Source organism: Aeromonas allosaccharophila (assembly GCF_016026615.1).
Taxonomy (GTDB): Bacteria; Pseudomonadota; Gammaproteobacteria; order Enterobacterales; family Aeromonadaceae; genus Aeromonas; species Aeromonas allosaccharophila.
Genome location: NZ_CP065745.1, coordinates 855,534 through 880,697, shown reverse-complemented (window position 1 = coordinate 880,697; position 25,164 = coordinate 855,534). Strand labels below are relative to the sequence as shown.

General features: G+C 59.5%; 11 protein-coding genes. 5 read left to right on the top strand and 6 right to left on the bottom strand.

Translation table 11 applies throughout. From position 1 onward, the window contains the following. The first annotated feature begins 86 nt into the window (after positions 1 to 86). The gene (locus I6G90_RS03910) at positions 87 to 1,703 is read left to right on the top strand and encodes a peptide ABC transporter substrate-binding protein (protein WP_197929819.1); all 1,617 of its coding nucleotides are present in this window, start codon (positions 87 to 89) and stop codon (positions 1,701 to 1,703) included. A 105-nt stretch (positions 1,704 to 1,808) separates the two neighbouring features. On the opposite strand, the gene I6G90_RS03905 is transcribed toward I6G90_RS03910, so the two are convergent. From I6G90_RS03905 to sixA, 3 genes are all read right to left on the bottom strand, one after another. Further along, complete coding sequence (locus I6G90_RS03905) at positions 1,809 to 2,726, bottom strand: DMT family transporter (RefSeq protein ID WP_197929817.1); 918 nt, start codon at positions 2,724 to 2,726, stop codon at positions 1,809 to 1,811. A gap of 164 nt (positions 2,727 to 2,890) precedes the next feature. Beyond that, entirely contained in the window at positions 2,891 to 3,097 is a 207-nt protein-coding gene (locus I6G90_RS03900) for a DUF1107 domain-containing protein (RefSeq protein ID WP_005336998.1), read from the bottom strand. 133 nt (positions 3,098 to 3,230) lie between these two features. Further along, positions 3,231 to 3,698 carry a phosphohistidine phosphatase SixA gene (sixA, locus tag I6G90_RS03895; protein WP_111808517.1) on the bottom strand — a complete coding sequence of 156 codons (468 nt, stop codon included), beginning with the start codon at positions 3,696 to 3,698 and terminating at the stop codon, positions 3,231 to 3,233. Between the two features lie 162 nt (positions 3,699 to 3,860). Here sixA and I6G90_RS03890 point away from each other — a divergent pair, with 162 nt between their 5' ends. After that, the gene (locus tag I6G90_RS03890; RefSeq protein WP_197929815.1) at positions 3,861 to 6,647 is read left to right on the top strand and encodes an insulinase family protein; all 2,787 of its coding nucleotides are present in this window, start codon (positions 3,861 to 3,863) and stop codon (positions 6,645 to 6,647) included. Positions 6,648 to 6,967: 320 nt separating this feature from the next. Here the strand turns inward: I6G90_RS03890 and I6G90_RS03885 are convergent, their stop codons facing one another. Next, complete coding sequence (locus I6G90_RS03885) at positions 6,968 to 7,615, bottom strand: thiopurine S-methyltransferase (RefSeq protein ID WP_005337003.1); 648 nt, start codon at positions 7,613 to 7,615, stop codon at positions 6,968 to 6,970. 282 nt (positions 7,616 to 7,897) lie between these two features. Continuing rightward, positions 7,898 to 9,292: a leucine-rich repeat-containing protein kinase family protein gene (locus I6G90_RS03880; protein ID WP_197929813.1), complete on the bottom strand. Its 1,395-nt coding sequence runs from the start codon at positions 9,290 to 9,292 to the stop codon at positions 7,898 to 7,900. Between the two features lie 434 nt (positions 9,293 to 9,726). On the opposite strand from I6G90_RS03880, the gene glpA reads away from it, so the two are divergent. Genes glpA through glpC form a run of 3 tightly spaced genes read left to right on the top strand, consistent with a single transcriptional unit; the run spans position 9,727 to position 13,909 of the window. After that, positions 9,727 to 11,400, top strand: a complete 1,674-nt coding sequence (glpA, locus tag I6G90_RS03875; RefSeq protein ID WP_042657182.1) for an anaerobic glycerol-3-phosphate dehydrogenase subunit A — start codon at positions 9,727 to 9,729, stop codon at positions 11,398 to 11,400. Continuing rightward, positions 11,390 to 12,655, top strand: a complete 1,266-nt coding sequence (gene glpB, locus I6G90_RS03870) for a glycerol-3-phosphate dehydrogenase subunit GlpB (protein WP_111807999.1) — start codon at positions 11,390 to 11,392, stop codon at positions 12,653 to 12,655. The genes glpA and glpB overlap by 11 nt, the downstream gene beginning before the upstream one ends. Before the next feature lie 51 nt (positions 12,656 to 12,706). After that, positions 12,707 to 13,909, top strand: a complete 1,203-nt coding sequence (glpC, locus tag I6G90_RS03865; protein ID WP_197929811.1) for an anaerobic glycerol-3-phosphate dehydrogenase subunit GlpC — start codon at positions 12,707 to 12,709, stop codon at positions 13,907 to 13,909. Between the two features lie 98 nt (positions 13,910 to 14,007). On the opposite strand, the gene I6G90_RS03860 is transcribed toward glpC, so the two are convergent. After that, a complete protein-coding gene (locus I6G90_RS03860; RefSeq protein ID WP_197929810.1) occupies positions 14,008 to 24,693 on the bottom strand; it encodes a retention module-containing protein in 10,686 nt (3,561 codons plus the stop codon). Positions 24,694 to 25,164 lie beyond the last annotated feature (471 nt).

Genomic DNA, 25,164 nt, shown 5'->3' with positions numbered 1-25,164 from the left:
CCCTTCAGCCATTGCCTCTTGAGATCCGATCGCCAATCCAGCACACTGATTTCGCTTTGGAAGCAAATAAAACTCAAGGATTATCAATGAACAAGACTCTCATTGCCGGCATGGTAGCCGGACTGTTTGCCCTTCCCGCCTGGGCAGCCCAGGTGCCTGCCGGTACCAAGCTGCTGCCGGATGCCCAACAAATCTACGTGACCAATATCGGCACCGAGCCCACCACCATCGACCCCCAGCTGGTGGAAGAGAGTGCCGGCAGCGAGATCGTCAACGATCTGTTTGAAGGGCTCTACGTACTGGATGGCAAAGGCAAGACCCAGCCCGCTGGCGCCGTCAGTTACGAGGTCGACAAGACCGGTACCGTCTACACCTTCAAGCTGAGACCCGAGGCCAAATGGTCTAACGGTGAACCGGTCACCGCCGCCGATTATGTCTACGGCTGGCAACGGGCAGCCGATCCCAAGACCGCCTCCAACTACGCCTGGTTTATCGAGTTAACCGGTGTGGTCAATGCTGGCGAGGTGATCCAGGGCAAGAAGAGCCCGTCAGAGCTCGGGATCAAGGCGCTGGATGACCACACCCTGCAGGTGACCCTGAAAAATCCGGTCCCCTTCTTCCTGAAGATGCTGGCCCACTACACCACGTTCCCGGCCCCCAAAGCCACCATTGAAAAATTCGGCAAGGAGTGGGTCAAACCGGGCAATATCGTCTCCAACGGCGCGTTCGTGCTCAAGGAGTGGACCCCCAACGAGCGGCTGAGTGCCGAGCGCAATACCCATTACTGGGACAACCAGCACACCGTCCTGAACAAGGTGGTCTATCTGGAGATCGTCTCCGAAACCGCCGCTTACAACCGCTACCGCACCGGCGAGCTGCACTACACCACCTACCCGCTGGAGCAGTACAAGCACATCAAGAGCCAGAGCCCGCAAGATCTGGTCAGCGCCCCCATGCTCGCCACCTATTACTATGTGTTCAACGTGAACCGCAAACCGTTCGATGATCCGAAAGTGCGCAAGGCGCTCTCGCTGGCCCTCGACCGGGAGACAATCACCGACAAGATCCTGGGACAAGGGCAACTGCCCGCCTTCAGCCTGACCCCACCGAGTGTCGATGGCTTTGACCTGAAAAAACCGGCCAGTCAGCAGCAGAGCAAAGAAGATCGGATCAAGCAGGCCAAAGCGCTGTTGGCCGAAGCGGGTTATGGCCCGGACAAACCGCTCAGCGTGGATATCCTCTACAACACCAACGAGAGCCACAAAAAGATCGCGCTGGCTGTCTCCTCCATGTGGAAACACAACCTGGGGGTCACTGCCACCCTCAACAACATGGAGTGGAAAACCATGGTCTCGGCACTCAACGAGGGGGATTTCGGAGTGAGCCGCTACTCCTGGAACGGGGACTATAACGATGCCTCCACCTTCCTCGATATCCTGACCTCCAGCAGCAGCGCCAACAGTGGCAAGTGGTTCAACAAGGAGTACGATGCCCTGCTGGCCAAGGCTCACGACTCGCAGGATGCTGCCGAGCGCAATCAGCTCTACCAGCAGGCAGAAGCATTGATCGAGGCTGACGCCCCTATCGCGCCGCTCTACTTCTACGTCAAATCGCGACTGCTCAAGCCATTCGTCAAGGGTTATCCCTATGAGAGCCCGCAAGACATCGTCTATAGCCGGGACCTCTATCTGGTCGCCCAGTAACCTGTCTGGCACAGCCTGATCATAAAAAAAGCGCCTGCATTGCTGCAGGCGCTTTTTCATCGGCGACCAGCGGGCCATTGGGCCCACTTACGCGTTCGCGCAAACTTACTCTTCGGGACAGGGCGCCAACGCCCCCCGGCGACGCCCCACCGCCACCGGACGCACCAGTAGCTGTGCCAGCAAGACACCCAGCAGAGTCAGACCGCCCCCGATCAGGTGATAGCTGGTCAGCCGCTCCCCCAGCAGGGTGATGGCAAGACCAGCCGTCATCACCGGCAGCAGGTTCATAAAGATGGCGGTACGGTTGGCACCGAGCAGGGTGATCCCCTGCATCCAGAGCCAGGGACAGAGTGCCGACGCGGGGATCCCCGCATAAAAGATCAGCCAGAGCGCCCGCCCCTCGGGCAGCTGACCATCCACCAGCAGAAAGAAGGGGGTCAGGATCACCACGCTGCAGAGCACCTGACCGTAGAGCAACGACCAGTTGTCGAGCCCCAGATCCCACTTCTTGAGCAGCACGCTATAGAGGGCATAAGTACCCGCCGAGAGCAGCATGTAGACCGAGCCGATATGAATACCCTGGGTAAACAGCCGGGTCGGATCCCCCTGCCCCAGCAAGATAGACAAGCCAAAGATGGAGAGCAGCGCACCCAGCACGGCACCCCAGGTGGGCCGCTCGCGCAGCAGCCAGATGCTGAGCAACACCGTCAACAGTGGCGTCAGTCCCATCATCAACCCCATCTCGGTGGCCCCCATGGTTTGCGCCGCGTAGTAACCAAAGGTCTGGTTGAGCACCATGCCCAGCAGCGCCAGCATGGCGATCTGCCAAAGACCAGCACGCAGGCGAGCGCGTACACGCCATACCCGACGGGCCAGAAACGGGCTTAATACCAACGCCGCCACCACCCAACGTGACCAGGCCAAGGCCGCGGGGGACAACACGCCGACCGCCAGTTTGCTGACGATGCCATTGCCAGCCCAGATGGCAATGCAGGAGAAGGGAAACAGAAAGGCAAGGGGCATGAGACGATCCAGACCGAAGAGACAACAGCGAGCCAGTATAGGGGGCGACGGGAGAGAAACAAAGGTGCGGAGCTGGCCGGGCATCGCGCGAAGGCCCGCAGCCAGAAACAAATATGCCCGCAAAAGTGCGGGCATATCAGTGCAGAAACACGTTCAGAAGCGCATCACGCGGCATCCATGTGCAGTCTGGAGATCAGCTCGTTGACCTCGGTGACTGTCTGGCGGTGGGGAATATCCGCCGGATTCGGCATCAGCAACAAACCGGATTGGAAATCAAACCGCCCCCGACCATGGATGTAAATCCGACCTTTAAAGAAGGTTTTGACATGCTTTGCCACCATCAGTGGCAGGTACTTCTTGAACACTCTCATCGTTTGCAACCTCTTGCAGTTGTATCCGTATGACAGCAGCTTCTGCGAATTAATTCCGTAAAATATTTATAAAAATCCGGAAAACTCGCCCATCTCTTCCCAAAAAATTCAATCTATAACTTTTTATTAACTTTTAGCCTATTGTATGCGGCCCTTCGAGCCAGAGCAAGGCTCCTTTGCCATGGTGCCACTCGATACAGGCGATGCCCGAGGTGGCAAACATGGGCGCTCCTGCGGCCGGGCAGAGGCTTTGCACCAAATAACCCACCAGCGGCAGATGGCTGACCATCAGGATCTGGTCATGTTGTTCAGCCAGGGTGGTGAGGTAGCTGGCCACGAAAGCGGGATCACCATAAGGGGTAATGTCGCCACTCTCTTCAACGGCTGCTGCGTCAGGTAATTCACTGCATATGGCTTGCCAGGTCTGGCGTGCCCGCAAATAGTTGCTGTGGATCACCCGATCCAGCGGGCCAATCAGCTGAGGCGCCAGCCAGCGGGCCATCTGGATAGACTCTTCAATACCCTGCTCGGTCAATGGACGCTGTTCATCTGTTTTCGCATTCATGCCAGCCTGGCCATGACGCATGATATAGATCTTCATTACAACCTCGCCCAACGGGCCTGTTTTGATAGCCGGGGGATCTTACCCCGCTACGGGTGTGGAAACAATTGCGCTACCTCTCAGAAAAGGGTTTGCCTGACGGGATAGCGGGGTCGATAATCATGTTTAAATTCAAATAAATCCAACGTGAGTCACACGCCAATGAGCCCATATGCCAGTCCCAATGACCATCGGCAATACCATTTTCTGGAGCTGGCCAACCGGCTCAGGGTCTTGTTGATTTGTGATCCCGATACCGACAAATCCGCCGCTTCTCTGGCGGTCAATACCGGTCATTTTGACGATCCCGCCGACCGCCAGGGGATGGCCCATTTTCTGGAACACATGCTGTTTCTCGGCACCGCCACTTACCCCAAGCCAGGTGAATACCAGCAATTTATGAGCCGTCATGGCGGCAGCAACAATGCCTGGACCGGTACGGAATTCACCAACTTCTTCTTCGAGATCGACAACGGCTTCTTCGAAGCGGGGCTGGATCGCTTCGCCCAGTTCTTTATCTGCCCCACGTTTGATCCGGAGTGGGTGGACAAGGAGCGCAACGCGGTCGACTCCGAGTATCGCCTCAAGCTGCAGGACGACATGCGCCGCAGTTATCAGGTGCATAAAGAGACGGTCAATCCGGCGCACCCCTTCTCCAAATTCTCGGTGGGCAACCTCGATACCCTGGCCGATCTGCCGGGGCGGGATCTGCGCTCCGACCTTATCCGGTTTTACGAAAGCCACTACAGCGCGGATCGCATGGCGCTGGTGATGATCTCGCCGGAATCCATCGATACCCAGTTGCAGTGGTGCTGTCGCTATTTTGCTCCCATTTTGAATCGCAATTTGGGAACCCCGACCCTCACCATGCCGCTCTATCGGCTCGATGATCTCGGCGTGCGCATCCACATCAATCCGGTCAAGGAGACTCGCAAGCTGTCGCTCAGCTTCCCCTTGCCCAATGTGGACGAGTTTTACGACAAAAAGCCCCTCACCTTCCTGAGCCATCTGATTGGTTACGAGGGGGATGGCAGCCTGCTCTCCCTGCTCAAAGCGAAAGGCTGGGTCAACCAGCTCTCGGCGGGCGGTGGCATCAGCGGCGCCAACTTCAAGGATTTTGGCGTCAACTTCGGCCTCACTCCCCTGGGCCTTGAACATGTGGACGACATCCTCGCCGCCCTGTTTGGCTATCTGAAACTGATTGGCCGCGAAGGGCTGCAGAGCTGGCGCTATGACGAAAAACGGACCGTGCTCGAATCGGCGTTCCGCTTTCAGGAGCGCGGCCGCCCCCTCGATACCGTCTCAGGGCTGGTGCTCAACCTCTTTAGCTACAAACCTGAGGATCTGCTCTACGGCGACTACATGATGCGCGAATATGACGAGGGGCTGATCCACCGCTTCCTCGCCAAGCTCACCCCGCACAACCTGCGCATCACCATCACTGCGCCGGAAGTGGCGACCGATCGGCTAGCTCGCTGGTATCAAACTCCCTACAGCGTGGCGACCATCACCGAAAGCGAGAAGATCCGCTGGCAACAGAGTGAACCGGATCCGGCGCTGGCGTTGCCCAAGCCCAACCCCTTTATCAGCAACCGGCTCGATCCACGCACGCCGGAGCTTGCGGCCGACATGCCCGCATGCCTTATCGATCGCCCCGGTTTTCGCCTCTGGCACCTCCATGAGCACCTGTTCAACGTGCCCAAGGGCAATCTCTATATCTCCATCGACAGCGAACATGCGGTCAAAAATCCGCGCAATATCGCCATGGCGCGTCTCGCCGTGGAGCTCTTGGCCGACCACCTCAACGCCCTCACCTATCCGGCGGAGCTGGCGGGGCTGGGCTACCAGATCTATGCCCATCAGGGGGGCTTTACCATCAACCTGAGCGGCTTTGCCGACAAGCAGCCGCTCTTGCTCGACATGATCCTCGGCAACCGCACACTGGGATATCCGGATCCGGGCCGCTTTAGCGAGATCAAGGAGCAGCTCATTCGCAACTGGGACAACCAGTCCAAGGCGCGCCCCATCTCCCAGCTGTTCAACCAGCTCACTAGCCTGCTGCAACCAAACAACCCGCCGTTCGAGCAGCTGCTGCGCCACCTGCGCACGGTAGAGCTCTCAGAGATGCCCGCCTTTGTCGCCAAGCTGTTTGGCGAGGTGCATGTCGAGGCGCTGGTACACGGCGACTGGACCGCTGCCGAAGCACTGGAGCTGGCCGCCATGATGGAGCGCCACCTGAGCGATATCAATGGCACCAGCAGCAAGCCGAGCGGCGAGACCCGCCGCCCGCTCATCTCCATTCAGGACAGGGGCACCCTTATTCGCGAGCAGGGTTGCGATCACGAAGACTCGGCACTGTTGGTCTACTACCAGTCCCGCACCACCCGGGCGCGGGATCTCGCCTGCTTTACCCTGGCGAACCACATCATGTCCTCCACCTTCTTCCATGAGCTGCGCACCCGCCAGCAACTGGGTTATGTAGTGGGCGCCGGCAACCTGCCCCTCAATCGCCACCCGGGCCTGATCTTCTATATCCAGTCGCCCGTGGCGGGGCCGCAGATCCTGCTCGATGCGGTGGAGGAATTTATCGATCTCTTCCCGCTCGCCATGCTCGAATTCACCGAGCAGCAGTGGCAGGAGAGCAAGGCGGGGCTGCAAGCCCAGCTGAGCGAGCGGGATGCCAATCTGCGCAGTCGCGGCCAGCGGCTGTGGGTCAGCATCGGCAACAAGGATCTGGGATTCGATCAGCGGGAACGGGTCTGCGATGAGGTGGGCAAATTGAGTCGTGCCGATCTGGTGCGCTTTATCACCCAGCTGCGCTCGCGCACCTCCGATCGACTGATCCTCTGCAGCTATGGCCTGGGGCACGAACATGACGAGCGGATCACCGGCCAGTTTATCGACGATCCACGGGCATTTCGGCTCAATGCCGCCACCTTCGAGGCCTGATCAGGCCTCGCACTCCCCCGTTTTTCCTTCCCACGGCAAATCGCAGACAATAAAAAGCCGACCCATCAGGGTCGGCTGGAAAAACCATAACAATTGCGACCAAAGCCGCCAAAAGTGAACATGAGCGTGAAAATCAGACACTGAGTTGCTGATCAGCAAGCGGGAAAGACCCGATACTCGCTTTGCAATGCCAACAGTGATTGAGAAACAGCCTCATATTAGGCACTCCCCCCGTCAGTCACGTTGATCTACGTCAAAGGAGGTAGCGAAGAGCGCACAGCCCGATGATTTGTCGGCGCAGATCACCCTTTGGCCGCCCGTTAGCCACGGCGAACCAGCCGGTAGGCCACCTCATCGAAGTAGGAGAGCTGACCCGACAGCACCCGCGGGTGATCCACCTCGGCGGCGCGCCCCAATACCTCGATGCGAAAGTCCCGTTCAAACAGCGCCCGCACCTCCATCTCACCCACCGAGAAGGGGGGCTGACTCTGCTGCTCAGGCTGATATTCGAGGGTCACCAGCAGGATCTGGCCACCGGTCTCGACCAGCGAACTGATCAGGGCTGCATACTGGCGGCGCATCGCGGTCGGCAGGGCGATCAGCGCCGCGCGGTCATAGACCAGCCGGTAACGGCGACCCAGACTGGGGGCGGCGAAAAAATCCCCCTGAAAAATGCGCAGGCTGTCCACTTGATGGCACTGATAAGGGCCCACCTCGCTCACGGTCGCGGCGAGCTGGTTTTCACTGAAGAACTGGCTGACGGCAAGGCTGGATAGCTCGAAACCGTCAACCGGATGGCCCTGAGCGCTCAGCCAGAGCATGTCGCGGGACTTGCCACACAGGGGAACCAGCACCGGCTCGTCCGCTTGCTGGGCCGACCACCAGGATTGCAGCCAATGGTTGAAGTCCGCCTGATGAAAGCCAATCCGGTTCTCTTCCCAACGCTGATGCCAAAACGCAGCTTCCATCGTTATTACCCTTCTGTACTAAAGATGCCTCAATATCACAACTTAACCGGCACTGCGCAACCCTCTGCCCTCCCCTTTTTGCCGCGCAGCCTCTGCGTGTTATCGGGCGAATGACGGGACTTCCCCTTGCCGTGCGCCTCGCAGTCGCAATGGGCACTATTGGCTGCGTTTATGACGGACAAGACATACCAACCCATGCAAAAACGTCATGGGTGTATGGCGATGAATGAATAAAAGGAATGACGTTGGCAGGCCAAACAGCGCCTGCCAACACCAGAAAGATCACGACAGCGTGGCGTGAGCGGCCGCCAGCTGACGCTCGATATAAGCAAAATCGGGGCGTTCGGCGGGGACTTCCGAGAGGCAGGCCGCTTTGAGCTGATGCAACCCATCAAGCGGTGAGTCTTGCGTATCGCAATGAGCCAACAGCTCTTCCAGGAGGCAGCCAAAGGCACGCACTTCCAGTCGCTCAAGGCCCACGGCCCGCTCGCGGTTACTGCGGTCATATAAGGAAGCCGCGCCGAAATCCCCGAGCAGAGCGCGAGACGGGGCGTCAGGGCCACGGGCAAACAGAATATTGTGGCCGTAGAGATCCCCGTGCATGATGCCCGCGCGGTGCAGATGGCCCGCCACCGAGGCAATGCCATGGGCCATCGCCAGCGCATCCGAGACACAGAGGCGCAGCCCCTCGGGATAGACATCCCGGGTGCAGGAGTCCAGGCTCGGCGGCCCCGCCAGATTGGCAAAGGCCGGGTCGATCAGCTCCATCAACAGCGCCGGAATGCCGGAGGGGTGATCCACCACCTTGCCCATCACCTTGATAAGGTTGGGATGGTTGCCCGCCGCCAGCGACGCCGCCATTTCGCAGCGGGGCAACCCGTCGCTGGTTACCGCCCCCTTGAACAGCTTGACCGCCACCTGACTCAGCTCGGCACTGTCGCCCGCCTGACTCACCTCATCGGCGCTCTCATCAGCCATGTCACCAACCATGTCATCAGAAATAGTGGCGCGATGGATAACGCCGGATGCCCCCTGCCCCAGCAACTCGCCCAGCACCAGCGTCTCCCAGGCAAGGGGTGCGACATGGGCATCATCGATGGCCCGCACCTCCTCCCCTTCACTAAAGGGGTTGCCGGAGTAGGCAAGCCATGAAAGGCGCGGCAGCGACAGCAGCCACTCGGGGAAACGTTCGATGCGGTTGGCGGCGATGCGCAGCAGCTCCAGATTGCGACAGTTGGCAAGGCTCGCGGGCAGCGCGCGCAGGCGGTTGCCCGCCAGCATCAGCTTTTGCAGGGCGTCGCACTGGCCCAATTCATCGGGCAACTGCTGCACCGCGTTGTCGGTCAGGATCAACCAGCGCAACCTCGCTGGCAGCGACTTGGCCGAGACGGTGGCAATCCGGTTGGCCTTAAAGCCCACCATGGTGAGCGCCGGACAGCGCCCCAGCACCTCGGGCAGCTCGGTAAAGCGGTTCTCGGAGCAGAAGATGATGCGCAGTTTGCTAAACTCGGCCAGCTCGTCAGGGAGCGTGCTTAACTGGTTACCGGTGAGATCCAGCACCTCCAGCGTCTCTTTCAGGCTCAGGATCTCGGGTGGGAAAACCGCCAGGTTTTCACAAAGCTTCAGATGGCGGGCACCGCACAGTTCACCTGCGCGCAACTGTTCCAGAGTATGCATAACCGTTTCTCAATCCTGATGATCTGCCTGATGACGTAGCCAGCCATCAGCGCGCGCCGAACCTGCATCCGGCGGTTTTAAAGGGGGGCATTATAAAGAATTCGGGGCGCAGATCGCCCCTTTTGTTGCCTTGGCGAGGCATGGCGCTCAGCCACCCCCCCCCAGTGGATTGACGAAACACGTAGGGTGCAAATAATCGCAGCGCATTGCACCGTTTGCAGAATGACATCTATACAAAATATAAGACGCCAAATTCGCGGTACAATTCCACCTGCCCACAAACCGATGCGATGACAAGCGTGACAAATGTCACATAATGCTCATTAACGCGCGAGCAAATGAGCGTTTGCGAACGCAAATTTGGCCCATATCAAACATTTCCACTCAGAAGTGCGCCACACTGGCCTCATCTGGAAGAGATGAGACGGGCAACAATGAAAAGAATAACCACACAAGTCGTCATCATAGGCGGCGGTGCCACAGGGGCCGGCATCATGCGCGATTGCGCACTGCGCGGCATCGACTGCATCCTGCTCGAGCGCGATGATATCGCCGCTGGCACCACCGGCCGCAACCACGGCCTGCTGCACTCCGGTGCTCGCTACGCGGTAACGGATCAGGAGTCCGCCCGCGAATGCATCCAGGAAAACCGCATCCTCAAGCGGATTGCCAGCCACTGCGTCGAGGACACGGGCGGCCTCTTCCTCACCCTGCCGGAAGATGATATCAATTTCCAACGCACCTTTATGGATGCCTGCGCCCTGGCCGGTATCGACACCCGCCAGCTCGATCCCCGCGAAGCACTGCTGCTCGAACCCAACGCCAACCCGGCGATGATCGGCGCCATCCATGTGCCGGACGGCACGGTCGATCCATTCCGCCTCGCCGCCGCCAACGTGCTGGACGCGAAAGAGCATGGCGCGCGCATCTTCACCCACAGCAAGGTGCTGGGGCTGCTCCGCACGCAGGATCGGGTACACGGGGTCAAGGCGATCAACACCCGCACCGGCGAAGCGTTCGAGGTGGAGTGTCAGGAGGTGATCAACGCCGCCGGCATCTGGGGCCAGCAAATTTGCGAATACGCCGATCTCGGCATCCGCATGTTCCCGGCCAAGGGCTCCCTGCTCATCATGGATTACCGCATCAACCAGTTGGTGCTCAACCGCGCCCGCAAACCGGCGGATGCGGACATTCTGGTGCCGGGCGATACCATCTCCCTTATCGGTACCACGTCGAGTCGCATCGATTACAACAAGATTGACCAGCTCACCGTGGAACCCGAAGAGGTCGAGGTGCTGCTGCGCGAGGGGATCAAGCTCGCCCCCATCATGGCCCGCACCCGTCTGCTGCGCGCCTACGCCGGGGTACGCCCGCTGGTGGCGGTGGACGGTGACGACACCGGCCGCAACATCAGCCGCGGTATCGTGCTGCTGGATCACGCCGAGCGCGATGGCCTCAAGGGCTTCAACACCATCACCGGCGGCAAGCTGATGACCTACCGCCTGATGGCGGAATGGGCCACCGATCTGCTGGCCAAGAAGCTGGGTAATTCCAAGCCCTGCCAGACCGCCACACTGAGCCTCCCCGGCTCACGGGATCCGGAAAAGGTCTCCGCTCCCGGTCTCTCGGTGCCGGTCGAAGGCTCCGCCCAATACCGCCACGGCGAGCGGGTCATCGCCTTCTTCCGTGACAATCCGAAAGCCAACGCCCTCATCTGCGAGTGCGAAATGGTCACCGCAGGCGAAATCGAATACGCCCTGCGCGAGCTGGATGTGGACAACCTCATCGACCTGCGCCGCCGCACCCGTCTGGGGATGGGCCCCTGTCAGGGCGAGCTGTGCGCCTACCGCGCCGCCGGTCTGATGCAGGAGTATGGCAAGGCTGACGGTCGTCAGGCCTGCGTCATGCTGCGCCAGTTCCTCGAGGAGCGTTACAAGGGGACCCGCCCCGTACTGTGGGGCGATGCCCTGCGCGAGGCCGAGTTCACCTACTGGATCTACGAAGGGCTGTTTGGCCTGGGGGAGTGGACGGCGCCACAACTGGTTGCCGATACGCCTCGCGGCCCAACCAGCGAGACCACTCACAAGGAGAGCCGTCATGAAGTTTGACAATATCGTTATCGGCGGTGGCATGGCGGGACTTTCGGCCGCCCTGCGGCTGGTAGAGGCAGGCCAGAAGACCCTACTGATGGCCTCCGGCCAGAGTGCGCTGCACTTCTCCTCCGGCTCGATCGATCTGCTGGAGAGCGAGGGAGATCCCCGCGCTGCCCTGCCCGCCTTTATGGCCGCCCATCCGGATCACCCCTACAGCAAGGTAGGGATGCAAAATATCGAAGCGAGCCTCGCCGATCTGCAGCGCCACTGCGCCGAGCAGGGGCTGCCGCTGGTGCGCCACGAGACCAATCACCAGCGCCTGACCCCCATCGGCACCCTCAAGCGCACCTGGCTCTCCCCCGATACCTGTGCCTGCGTCACCGATGCACCGATCCCGGATGTACTACTGCTGGCCACCCTCGAGGGCTTTCGCGACTTTCACCCGGCGCTGGCGGCCGCCAATCTGGCGACCCATCCCCGCTTCGCCCACTGCCGCATTCTGACCGGTGAAGTACGCCTGCCCCAGCTGGCGGAATTCAGCCGCAACCCCCACGAGTTTCGCTCCGCCGACATCGCCCGCCTGTGCGACAAGCACCATCTGGTGGCGGACCTGGCCCGCGAGATCAGCCGCATGGTGCTGGAGTGTGGCGAACCGGGCTGCCGCCATATCGTGCTGCCTGCCTGCCTCTCGCTGGGTCTGGTCGGCCCGCGCCTGGCGGAGCTGGAGCAGCGCACCGGCTGCACTATCAAGGAGGTGGCCACTATGCCGCCGTCGCTGATCGGTATGCGGATGCAGGAGGCGCTCAAGCGCCGCTTCATGGCCCTTGGCGGCACCTTCCTCACCAGCGAACGGGTGCTGGGCGCCCGCTACGAGGGCGATCGCGTCATCGGCGTGCACAGCCAGAATGGTGACGATCAGCTATTTGAAGCGGACAACTTCGTGCTCGCCTCCGGCAGCTTCTTCAGTCGCGGGCTCGAATCCCGTCTGCGCGGCATCCGCGAGCCGATCTTCGATGCCGATGTGCTGAGTCTGGAAGAGCGCGACGCCTGGGCCGGTCGCCGCCTGTTCGACCACCACCCCTTTATGGGCTTCGGGGTCAAGACTGACGACAAGCTGCGGGTGCTGCGCGGCGGCAAGCCGCTGGTCAACCTCTATGGCGCCGGCAGTGTCTTGGCCCATTACGATCCTATTAGAGAAGGCTCCGGCTCCGGTGTTGCCGTTGCCACCGGCTGGCAAGCCGCCGGCCATATTCTGGGCGCGGCCCAATGATTACTTTGTCCCATATCCCGTGTCTTCATCATCGCCGGGAGGAGAACTGACATGCTACTGGATCACGCCAACCAAACTTTCGATCAGTGCATCAAATGCACCGTCTGTACCGCCTACTGCCCGGTGGCCAAGGCCAACCCCGCCTACCCCGGCCCGAAACAGGCGGGCCCGGATGGGGAGCGGCTGCGGATCAAGAGCCCGGAGCTGTTCGACAGCGCCCTCAAGCACTGCACCAACTGCAAACGCTGTGAAGTGGCCTGCCCGAGCGGAGTGCGCATCGGCGACATCATCGCCAAGGCCAAGCACCAGTACAGCGGTTTCAAACCGGGGATCCGCGAGTTCGTGCTCTCCCACACCGACTTGATGGGCAGCATGTCTACCCTGATGGCCCCCGTGGTCAACTTCACCACCGGCCTAAAGCCGATGAAACTGGTGCTGGACAAGGCGCTGGGGGTCTCCTCCCACCGCGACCTGCCCAAATACTCCCAGGGCACCTTCCGCGGCTGGTACAAGAAGCAGAAAGAGACTCAGGCCCGTTTTGCCCGCCAGATTGCCTATTTCCACGGCTGCTACGTCAACTACAACCACCCGCAGCTCGGCAAGGAACTGGTGCAGGTACTCAACGCCATGAACATCGGGGTGCAGTTGCTGGAGCGGGAGAAGTGCTGCGGCGTACCGCTGATTGCCAACGGCTTTATGGACAAGGCCAAGCAGCAGGCGGCCTTCAACATCCAGCAGATGGAGAACTCCCTGCTCGGCAACGAGATGCCGCTGCTGGCCACCTCCTCGACCTGCGGCTTCACCCTGCGCGATGAATATCCCCACCTGCTGGAGCAGGACAACCACAAGGTGCGGGATCGCATCTCGCTGGTGACCCGCTTCCTGTGGAACGAGTTCTACAAGGGCAACAAACCGGCGATGAAGCCGCTCAATCTGCACATCGCCTACCACACCCCCTGCCACATGGAAAAGATGGGCGGCGTCATCTACACCCTCGAATTGCTGCGCGCCATTCCCGGAGTCAAGGTGACGGTACTGGAGTCCCAGTGCTGCGGTATCGCCGGCACCTACGGCTTCAAGTCGGAGAACTACGAAACCAGCCAGACCATCGGCGAAGGGCTGTTTGATCAGATCAACCGCCTGGCCCCCGATCTGGTGATCACAGATTGCGAAACCTGCAAATGGCAGATCGAGATGAGCACCTGCTTCCGCTGTGAACATCCGATCCACCTGCTGGCCCAGGCGCTGGCCTGACTCCCCCGGTCCTTGCGGCCGTATAAAAAACAATCCACGCAGAGATAAACAAAGAGCCGGCAATTGCCGGCTCTTCTTTTTACGCTTCACACCCACTATCAGGGGTGCTGGATGATCAGGCTATGTTGATCTTCCAGCATGCTCTGCAGGATATCGTGGGACGAGGTGCTGGTGAGATTCCAACTGCTCAAATCCACATCCTTCAGAGTGATCTGCTGGGTCACATGACCATCCCCGGCTGGCGCCACCGAGAGGTTCACATCGCTCAGGCCATTGCTCCCCGTGGTCACCGAGGCAGAGAGGTGATTGAGCAGATCATCGACATGGCTGCCGCTCACCCCTTGCAGCATGTCGGCCAGATCGATCTTGTCCCCCTGTTCCGGATGGAAGTCGGTGATGGTATCGATCGCGGGCTGACTTTCACTCCCCTCATCCCCGTGCTGCCAAACGAAGAGATCGCTACCAGCACCGCCGGTGAGGATGTCGTTGCCATGGCCCCCCAGCAGACGGTCATCACCGGAGGAGCCAAACAGCCAATCCCCCTGATCGGAACCTACCAGCTCATTACCACTCTGGCCGTGCACCGTGATGGTCTCAAGGGGTGTGCTGACGGTTGAACCGCCAACACTCGACTCGGCACTGATCCCCAACACATGCTCACCGTCATCAAAACCGCTTAAGAAGAGCGGAACCGAGTGATCGGCCGGGATCAGCCAGTCGCCATTGCCATCGGCATGACCGACGCTCTGGCCATGTTCGTCCTGCACCTGTGCCCCATCCAGACCGCTGATGCGGATGGAGAGCTCACCGGTGGCCGGATTGACCACGCTGGCGTTGATGCCAAGAGGGATAACGGCCCCCTGCAAGGCATGGAACGCATGTTGATCCACAGTCAGATTCGGCATATCCGGCTCAGCCGTGACCGTGATGGCCACCTGATCGGTATCACTCTTCGCCCCACCAGCACCGCTGTTGCCTTGATCAGAGGTAGTGACAGTGAGCGTGTCCTGCCCCCAGAAATCTTTGGCCGGTTCATAGTGCAGGTTGCTTGCCAGCAACTGGTTGAGATCGGCCAGCGATCCCACCAGGGAGATCTCGCTGGTACCCGCCCCCTGCACAACCACGGCACCCGTCGCGCCCAGCATGGTCAGCACACCATGCTCGACCCGCAGCACCATGGAGACAGGCGCACTGCCTGCATCCACATCCTTCACGCTGACGCCGGAGAGCGACAGGGAGCCATCCTCCTTCACCGTCATGCTGCCAGGCAGCTGATTGACCGGAGCATCGTTGACCGGCTGCACCACGATGGCTACCACGTCGGTATCGCTCAGCGCGCCGCCGCTACCAGTGTTCCCCTGATCGTTGGTGACCATGGTCAGGGCGTCATTGCCGTGGAAATCACTGTTGCCCTGATAGGTAACTCCACCAGAGAGCAACGCATTGAGATCGGCCAACGTGCCAGTCAGCACCAGAGAACCGGTACCGTTGCCGAGCACCGTCACGCTGCTGCCAGCAGGCAGCGTCAGGGTACCATGCTCCACCGACAGGGTGATCTTGATGGGGCTGCTGCCCGCATCCACATCTTTCACCTGCAAACCGTGAATGGTGTACGGCTGATCTTCCTCTGCAACCAGTGGGGTCGTTGGCAATATGTTAATGGGCGCATCGTTGACCGGGCTCACATCCACATGGATGGTGCCATTGACCTCGGGGCCAAGGGCGCCGTTGTCGAGGCTCTGGGCCGTGATCTTGAGATCCAGCGCACCGTTGGCATCATTGGTCACCAGCTCGACAGCGCCAAGCTTGCCACCCTCGGTGGTCACCTGCCAGCGACCGCCACCCAGATCAACAACCGTCCCCGCCACGCCATTTGGCAAACGGATCTCGGCACCATCAGGGACCCCTTCGATGGTAACTCGCACCTGCTCTGGCTTGTTCTCATGCACATTACCCGCACTGCCGCCGGTTGGCTGGGTATCCCGGGTCTCCAACCCCAGATCCAGGGTGATCACATCCCCCTCGGTGCCACTCGCCTGATCCTGAATATCGGCGATGAGGGCATCCCCCACCGGGTTAATCGTCACCTTGAAACTGCCAGACTCCTCGCGTGGCACCGTCAGGCCTTTATCGAGAGTGAAAGCACTGAAGGTTAGATCCACTGTGCCGCTGAAGTCCGCTGGCGGGATCAGGGTCAGCTTGGAGAAATCGGTCCCCACCGGGATCTGCCAGACGCCGCCGCCATTGTTGACCGCCGGAGCCGACAGGGTGAAGCCATCCGGTACCCCCTTGATCTGCAGCGCGACGATCTGCTCCGAGCCATCGTTGTCGATAAGGGCTGCGCCAAATCCGGCAAGGTTGGCCGTGCCATCTTCGCTCCCCGTGACACTGTGCACAGTGAGCTTGGCCGGATCGTTGACCGGCTTGATCTCAAATTCTGCCTGCCCGTTCCAGCTGGCTTGCGCCGTGCCGGTGGTGGCGGTATCAATGATATCGACCTTGATATCGAGCGGCACCTTACCGCTAAAGTGCTCTTTGGGCACAAACACCAGATTTTTAAGCGCCGCCACATCATTGACCACCAAGGTGGTCAGTTGCTGGTTGCCGACCAGGAAATAGCCAAACTTAGGGTCGACGGTAATGGTCACCGCCTTCACCGTCTCGAGACCGCCGTTAGCTACGCTCGGACTGATATCAGCCAGTTTGACCGACAGGTCGAGGTGAATACGGGTATCTTCCAGATTGTCCGGCTGACCATCCCCATTCACATCCTTGACCTGCAGCGTCAGCTCGGGCTGACCATCCTGGCCACCGTTGATATCCACTTCCGGGGTGATGGAGAGAGTGACTTGCTTCTCGACCATCTTGGTATCGCCGCTCACCGTATCGGTGTTGACCAACCGCACATTGAAACGCAGGCTGTCACCGGCATAATCCGTCGGCAGAGTCAGGGTCAGCTTGTCGAGATCACTGAGGCCCCCCGGCAGCTTGATCAGATACTCGCCATTGACGAAGTCATAGGTCAGCCCCTGCACATTCACCCCGGCTGGCAGGCCGGTAATCACGATGCTGAGCTCGTCGTCAGTGATATCTGCAGTCCCCAAGGTCACCATGCTCTTGAGCTGGGTGCCAAAGTTGACGCTATGATCTTCCACCCCGGTGATGGGGCTGGTGTTGTCGAAATCGACGTCGGCCGCAATTTGCCCGGAGTTGGTCGAGCCATTAAACTCGGCGTGGATGGTCAGCTCCCGATACACTGGCGCGCTGACATCCCCCTCGTTGTTGTCACCCAGATCGATCACTTTGGCGCTGACCTTGAATGTAACGGTACCACCAGGATAACCATCGGGAGCGTGTAAAGAATAATTGCCTAGCGAGCTACTCGGTACAGTCCAGTTGCCATTACCATCGTTGATCCCCCCCACCACCACGAAGCCGGGTGGCAGATCGCTGATGACCAGATAGTCGATGACTTCATCGCTGGTCGGATCCCTGTCATCGAACACGAAGATGCCATTCAAGGGAATATCCTGCCCATGGTGGCTCTCAAGCGGGCCGCCGGTCTGCACCAGCTTGCCATCGGACTCCACCACCGCCTGGATATCGACATGCAGCTGACCATCAATCACCTTGTTAGCCACTACAGTGGAGTCCACATCCCGCTGAGTCACGGTGACATGGCTTTGGATTGTGGTATCCCTGTCACTATCTTCCGGTGCTTTGACCAGCAGCTGGCCGCCGTTTAACAAGCTCTGCAGATCTGTGTCACTCAAGTCCACCGTACCGCTATTCACGGTAAGCTGGGTCTCGACCCCACCCACCCGGATCCAGATCTCGTAACCGGGCTCGATACCTGAGAGGCTAAGATGCGTCACCTTCTCGGCGCCATCGCTCAGCACCGGATGCCAGTCGAGCACCACAAACTGATCTTCCAGGCCATGGCTGGTCTTGCTGTAGTTGGTCGCATCGATCTCCGGTTCCACCTTGATGTGCAGGGGGACCTCAAAGCTCTTGTGATCACCATCGTTCTCGGTCACCACCACCTTGGCGATCAGTTTCAAATCCTCCGTACTGTCATGGGGAGGCTGGATCACCAGGTTGCCTAGCTCTTTAATATCAACCTGATAGGTGGGCTTGCCATGGACATCGAGTCCGGCAAAGGTGAGCGTCAGCTCCTTGCCGCTGGCATCGAATACCTTGGCCCCTTCCGGCAGGCCACTCAGCACCAGGTTAAGGCTTTCCGAGGTATCTAACGGGGTATCAGCCAGTTCACCAGAAACCAGCTTGAAGTTGAGCGGCGCCTGACCATCTTCTGCCACCGTGATGCTGTAGCCTTTGCCAATACCTTCATGGGTCCAGTCGGTACCATTGAGGATAAAGTCCGGTCTATCAACCACCCCCACCAGATCCACATGGAGTGTCTGACCAGCGGTCTCTTTCTCGTTGACCACGGTATGTGTCTGGCCACTGGCATCGGTCAAAGTGGCCGTGTCCTTCACCACCCCCTTGATGGTCAGGTCGAAATCGACGTTGCTGTTTTTCGGCGGTTCTAGTTTGAGATCGCCAATCCGATCGTAAGGCACCTCGTAGTAGCCTGCGGTGTTCTGACTCACGGCTACACTGCCCAGCCACAAGGTCGCGCCAGCAGGCAGGCCGCTGATGCGAACAAACAGCTGCTCGGAGCCATCGAGTTTGTCGCCCAAATGGGCAAGGGAGATCTTGCTACCCAGATCGAGCAGGGTGTCTTCCTTGCCCTGAGTGTCACGAATGGTCAGCTTAGCGTCATCTGCCACCGGATTGACGTTGATCACCACCTCCAGCGGATCGCCAAGAGCTGTCACTTTACCGGTAACGACGGGGGCATTCTCTGTGCTCACCGGTGTCACCACCAGCTTGATATCACCGCTGTAGTCCTTACCGGGCACCACGATTATCTTGTTGATGTCGCCGCCAGCAACGGTATAGAGGCCGTTTGCCCCCGGGGTGAGCACCTTGCCATTCAGGGTAAGCGTTCCCTGGCCCAACTCCCACTTGATCTGGTAGCTCAGGGTTTCGGAGCCATCGGTGTCGGTGAGCGCAGCCTTCACATTTAGAGCGATTCCGGCACTGTCTTCATTGGTGTTGTAGTGCTGGTTCGTGCTCGCCCCATCCCAGAGCGGCTTGTCGGCAATGCCCTGCACAGTGATGTCCAGGTTGCCGGTCAGCAATGAGGGTTTGCTCCCTTCGGTGACGCCGACCTGCAGTTGCACCGGGAAGCGCAGCGGGTGGCCGCCATCGTTTGAGCTCGAGTAGTCGTGATCGGGCACAAAGGTCACGCCCTTGAGTTCGAACTTGTCGTTGGTACCGACAACGGCTTGCATCGCCGCTGGCGGCACCTGATACCAGGTCTTGCCACCCTGAGTGATGGTAGTGAGCGCAACACCGTTGAAGTAGAAGGTGCCCTGGGCAGTAGCCGGCGCCTGGATAAGCAATTTCTCGACGAACTCGCCCCGATCGTAGTCGCCTATATCCAGGTTCATGGTGATGGGAATGCCCTGAGTGGGATCACTGGCTCCCACATCCTCGGCACCGGTGACGGCGCTGACGGTGAGCTTGCCCGCCTCGTCCCGGATGGTCAGGGTCAGGACCCCATCATCGGTATCCCCGTCACCGTCCACCAGGTGGAACTCTATCTGCTGTACCAGCGTAGTATTACTGTGATCGATCCCAGGTTTGGCAGTAAAGCTGTAATTACCCTCGGCATTGATCACCAGGGTGCCTATGACTTGCCCTGCGCTGTCTGCCACCGCGATGGTGGTGTTGCCGCTAGCCGCAATGGGGTGCTCGTTGCCATTGATGGTCACCGATTTCACCACCGCATCGTCCGCCCCCTCACTGGCGGTGGCCAGCAGATCGCTGGTCACGTTCGCACCTTCATTCAGGATCTGGCTCGCATCCACGGCCACAGGCACATCATCCTGCACGCTCACATGGCCAATCACTTCGGTGCTGAGGTCTCCGTCACTGTCCCGCGCCTGTAACGGCAGTTGGATATCCAGTAAATCCTTGCCCTGGACACTGTGATCCAGATTGCCGGTGAGTTCGAAGGTGTAGCGACCGGATACATCCAGGGTCAACTTGAAGATGAGCTTGCCTGCACTGTCCTTGCCAAGGTAGACACCCGGCTGACTGTCTGCGCTGATGCTGACAGCCTTCCCCCCCGAGGTGAGCGTGTTGAGGGCGTTGAAGCGGGCCACATCCAGCTCAAGGGAGGCAACCCGATCCGAACCGGCTGTGATGGTCACCTTGCCACCACTGGTTTCTCCACTCTCTGCTGGTGTGGTCCCCGGATGCTGACCGTTCACTGCATCGAGATCCGACTCCTCGACCCGTACCGGTTCAATGGCGGATATGATCGGGTTGATGCCATCAGTCACCGTGAGGGTGGCGGTTCCCTGATTTTTGCTGCCATCGCTGTCGGTGACTTCTACCGGCAAGGTCAGGCTGAGTTTGTCATCCGCCCCGTGATCCAGGTTGGTATGCACAGTGACCTGATAATCGATAGTCGCGCTAGTGTGAGCGGCGATGCTGGCGGGCACAGTGGGGATGGACGCCGTCATCACTACCAGACCGCCGCTGGTCACCGCCTGGAAGGTGTGACCATCCGTGCCAACCACTTTCCAGGTCAGGGGTTCGCCGTTGTGGGTAATGGGCTTGCCGCTGGCATCCATGACCTGACCGGAGAGCGTCAGTCGCACATTAGTCACCGGATCCGAGTCGGCCTTGATGGTGATCTTGCCACTCGCCAGTTGATCATCGCCCGCCGAGTTGGCGCCATCGAAGCGCCCTTCGCTTAAGGTGACGCCAGTCAGGGTGAGGGTCGGTTTCTCCCCTTCCCCAATCTGGATGTTGAGGGTGCCGCTGGTGCTGTCGTTGTTGCCACCCGCCTTGTCGTAATCGTTGACGATCACCTTGATGGGCAGTTCGGTCACGGCGTTGCCGCCCTGATGGAGCCCCTGATAGAGGGTGACCTGATAGTCAAAACTGTTTTTGCCAGCCTGATCGAGGCTGCCAACCAGCTTGACCTCAAACACCTCGACCCGCTGACCATCCACCATCACATAGCCCTTGATCAGCTGGCTACCGGGGATGGCGCTGTTGCCATCAACCAGCTCGTACTGCACCGGTTTACCCAAGGCGGTCAGCGCAGGTTGTTCGCTGGCATCGGCAAAGGCCACTTCGGCCACCCGATCCGACCCGGCTTGCACATCGAAGTGGCCGGTTTGGCTCAGGCTGTTGCTGCCGGTGAGGTTCCCCTCATCCAGGGTCACACCGGTGCCCGGGATAAAGCTCGGAGCCTTGCCATCCGCAATGGTGAGTGGCAGCGTGGTACCGATGCGATCGCCATCCTTGTCGGCAAGAGTAACGGCAAGCGGCAGGTTGAGGGATTCGCTCCCCTTGTGATCCAGCTCACCGCTCAGGGTGACCTTGGCGGTGACGCTCCAGTTGCCGTTGTTGTCGTTCAGACTCAGTTCGGCGCGCAGCACCACCTGCCCACCGGCGGTTCCGACCAGCTGGCCGGTTGCGGGATCGACGGCAAAAGTGACCGGGTTACCGTGGCTGGTTAATCCGGTCAGAGTGCTCTGGATTTTGGCGATGTCAAAAGCGAGGGATGCGGGATCAAGGGCATCGCTGCCGTACGCGACCGAGAAACTCATGGTGCTGACGGCGGCCGTCTCACCTTGCGCCATCTCGGTCATCGTGGTGCCGGTCACGGCGGAGATGGTCGGATTGGCGCCATCACCTACCGCCACGGTTATGGTGGAGTGGACCTTGTCGCCATCGCTGTCGAGCAGGGTAAAGCCCGCCTTGAGCAGGCTGTCGGCACTGCCCTGATCCAGCGGCTGATGGAGGGTGAAGCTGTATTTGCCATCGTTGCCGAGGGTCAGTTCAAACACCGGCTTGCCATCTGGGGTGCGCCCCTCGATACGATGATCGGCCACCGTGATGGTCACGGCCTGTTTACCCGAGGTGAAGCCTTGCAGATCCGGCTGATTGGCATCGAAGGTGATGCTGGCCAGCGGATCGCTGCCCGCCGTGATGGCCAGATCGCCCGACAGAGTCTGGCCCTGCTGCCAGTTGCTATCTTCGGTCAAGGTGAGGGAGACAGGGCTTACCTGCGGCAAGGCACCATCGGTAATGGTGATATTGAGGGTGCCGAGATTGCTCTTGTCGCCGTCAAAATCTGAGCCCTGTACCTTCAGGCCAAGGTTGAGGCTGTTGGTCGCCACCGGTTCGTCAAACACACCTGTCAAGGAGACGCTGTACTTACCATCCAGCCCGATGGTGACGGTGAGGATCGGCTTGCCCTGCCAATCCTTGACGATCAGCTGGTTATCTTGAACCTCGTAAGTCGTCGCCTTGCCCTGACTGGTGATCCCCGCCAGTGCAGGTTGGTTGCTTTCAAAGTTGAAGGTGACCAGACGATCGCTGCCCACCGTCAACGGCAGCTGGCCATCGATGCTCTGGTTGCCGCCTTCTTGCAGGGCAACCCCCTTGTCGATGCCCAATGCGGGATCACTGCCATCATTGACGGTCAGCGTCAGGTTGGCGCTGGTGCTGTCGCCATCGATCTCTTTGGCGCTCACCTGCAAACCGAGGGAAAGCGTGTCGCTACCCTGATGATCGAGCGGGCCGGTGAGGGTGACCACCACCCGACCAGCCAGATCGCTGCCTTGCTGCTGCGCATTCAATTCGGCACGCAACACCTCCACCCGTTGGCCACTGCCATCCAGGTAGTAACCCACCAAGGTGCGATCACCGGCAAATTCGAATGTCAGCGGATGGCCATCACTACCCAGCCCAGCACCATTAAGGGTGGCCAGGGTCTGACTCTGGTTACTGAACACCAGCGAATCCACCAGCAGGGGATCGGCGGTGTTTTTGACCACAAAGCTGCTCTCGCCCACCACGGCGCCGCCGTTGGTAAAGGCATCTTCGGTCAGGGGAATGGCCGGGATCTCGAAGCTGGGCGGATTGCTGTCCACCAGATTGATCACCAGCGGCGCCTTCACCAGATCGCCGTCGCTATCGCGGTATTCGAGGTTGAACGGCAGACGCAACGCGTCCTGGCCGTGATCCAGACTCTGACTCCAGACGATGCGATAGCTGCCGTCATTGTTGAGGGTCAGAGTGAAGACTGTGGCCCCACCGGCGCTAGCGGTCAGGGTCTGACCATTGATGGTGTAGCCAAGTGGCGCACCATGGCTGACGAGCCCCAGCCCTTCCAAGGCACTCTGATCAGCGGCGAACTGGACTTGCAGATCGCCATCCTGACCGGCCCCGGTATTGAGGCTGCCGGTCGCGGTGATCGGGCCATCGGCCAATCCGGCTTCGGAGAGGATCAAGGTCTCGCTCTGACCGATCAGCGGTGCGCCATCGCTGGCGCTATTGCCCGCCAGATCGGTGACGCTGGCTCGCACTTCAAAGGATTGATTGATGCCGGAGAGATCAAGGCCGCTCACCTGCCAGCGGCCATCGGCCCCCACCAGTGCCGAGGTAGTCAGCAGCGGCTGGCCATTGCTATCGACCAGAGTGATGGTGACGCTCTGACCCGCTTCCACATTGCCGGTGGTACCACTCAGGGTGGCGCTGCTGTTGCCAAACAGGGCTGCGGAATCGAGATCATCAATGTCGATGGCGGCCTGGGTATCGACATTGATAACGAGGGTATCGCTGGCGCGGTTGCCGGCAATATCCACGGAATTGACCTGAAACTGGTACTGGCCATCGGCCAGGGTCTGCGGCAACTGATATTGCCAGTTACCGGCGGCATCCACCGTCAGGACGGTGAGTACGCTGCCGCCAAGGCTCAGGGTCACGGTGGCGCCGGGCTCCCCCTTCCCTTGCAACAGCGGGGTATTGTCGTGGGTCAGATCATCGGTCTGGCTGGCGCCGGTGTCGCTCTCATCGGCGAGATCGAGGGTAATGGTGGTGATGGTATCGAGCAGGGTCTGTCCGGTATCGCTGGCATTGTTGCCCGCCTGATCCTGAGTATTGGCCACAATCTGCAACGGGCCATCCACCAGCTTGCCGGTTACATCACCAAAATTCGCTTCCCACACCAGACCGGGCAGCACCACTGTCGCCACCGTCAGTGAATTTCCCGCCTGATCGATAAGGGTGACGGTGACCGGCTGGCCCACCTCCACATCATCCACCACACCACGAATGATGACGCCCGCCGCTTCATCTGCATTGATGATGTTATCGCTGGTTTGCGGCTCGGTAATGGTGATGGCGGCAAAGAAATCGCGCTCTTCAGCAAACAGCTGCTCGTCACCTGCAGACTGAACGGCGTGATCAGTATCAAACCCGGCCTCGGCCAGGGTGGCATCATTGGTACGGTCGACCACCACAAAACCACCCGAGCTTGAACCTGCCACACCACCGATATTGCCCGCTGCTGCGGCTGCGTTGCCGGCGGCGGTCTCCTGGAACAATTCGGTCGGGTCAATCCCCTGGCGGATCGCCTCTTGCAACGAGGCCAGTTCCGGATCGGTCGGTTGTCCATCAGCAGCCGGAGTGGCGGGCTCAGGTTTGGCAGCAACCGCTTGCTCGCCGGCAGGCTCACTGCCCGGCTCGGCTAACTGAAAATGGCCCCCTTGGGCGCTTTGCAGGCGGTCCCCCGGCTGCAGCGCCGTCCCCACCGTTGCTCGTATGACAGATCCATCTGCACTGATGACAAACACGGAGCCCTCGAGTTGGGTGATCACCGTGGACTTTTCAATTTGCAACTCAGCCATACAACCTCCAGCAAAACCGTAACTACCAACATCAGTACCCACAGGATACTTGTCTGTTCAATAATCATACCGCACCAGACTGCGTGGGTCTTTTCGCTATTTTCGACAAAAATCGCCATAAAATGGCCATTACTTACAACATTGTGCATCTCACCGGCTTTTCTAAACGAAATGAGATTTGGATGACCCCAATCACATCACCTTTATTAACATGTCTGTCAGCCACCATGTGACCATTTCTGTCATTTGACGAGAAATCTGCTTAGAACCTCGATGAGCGAACCATAATCCGAAGACCAGAAAAGCCCATACTGCAACACTGTGATTTTGCATATATAGACAGTTAAATGCATGGGTAATTGCCAAGCATTCTGAATCATACCGGTAACAACCAGGATACGTAGCAAAATGGCACATTCGTGACGGTATCCATCAAACACCCGCCATCATATGTTCAGCCGTTAACAAGGA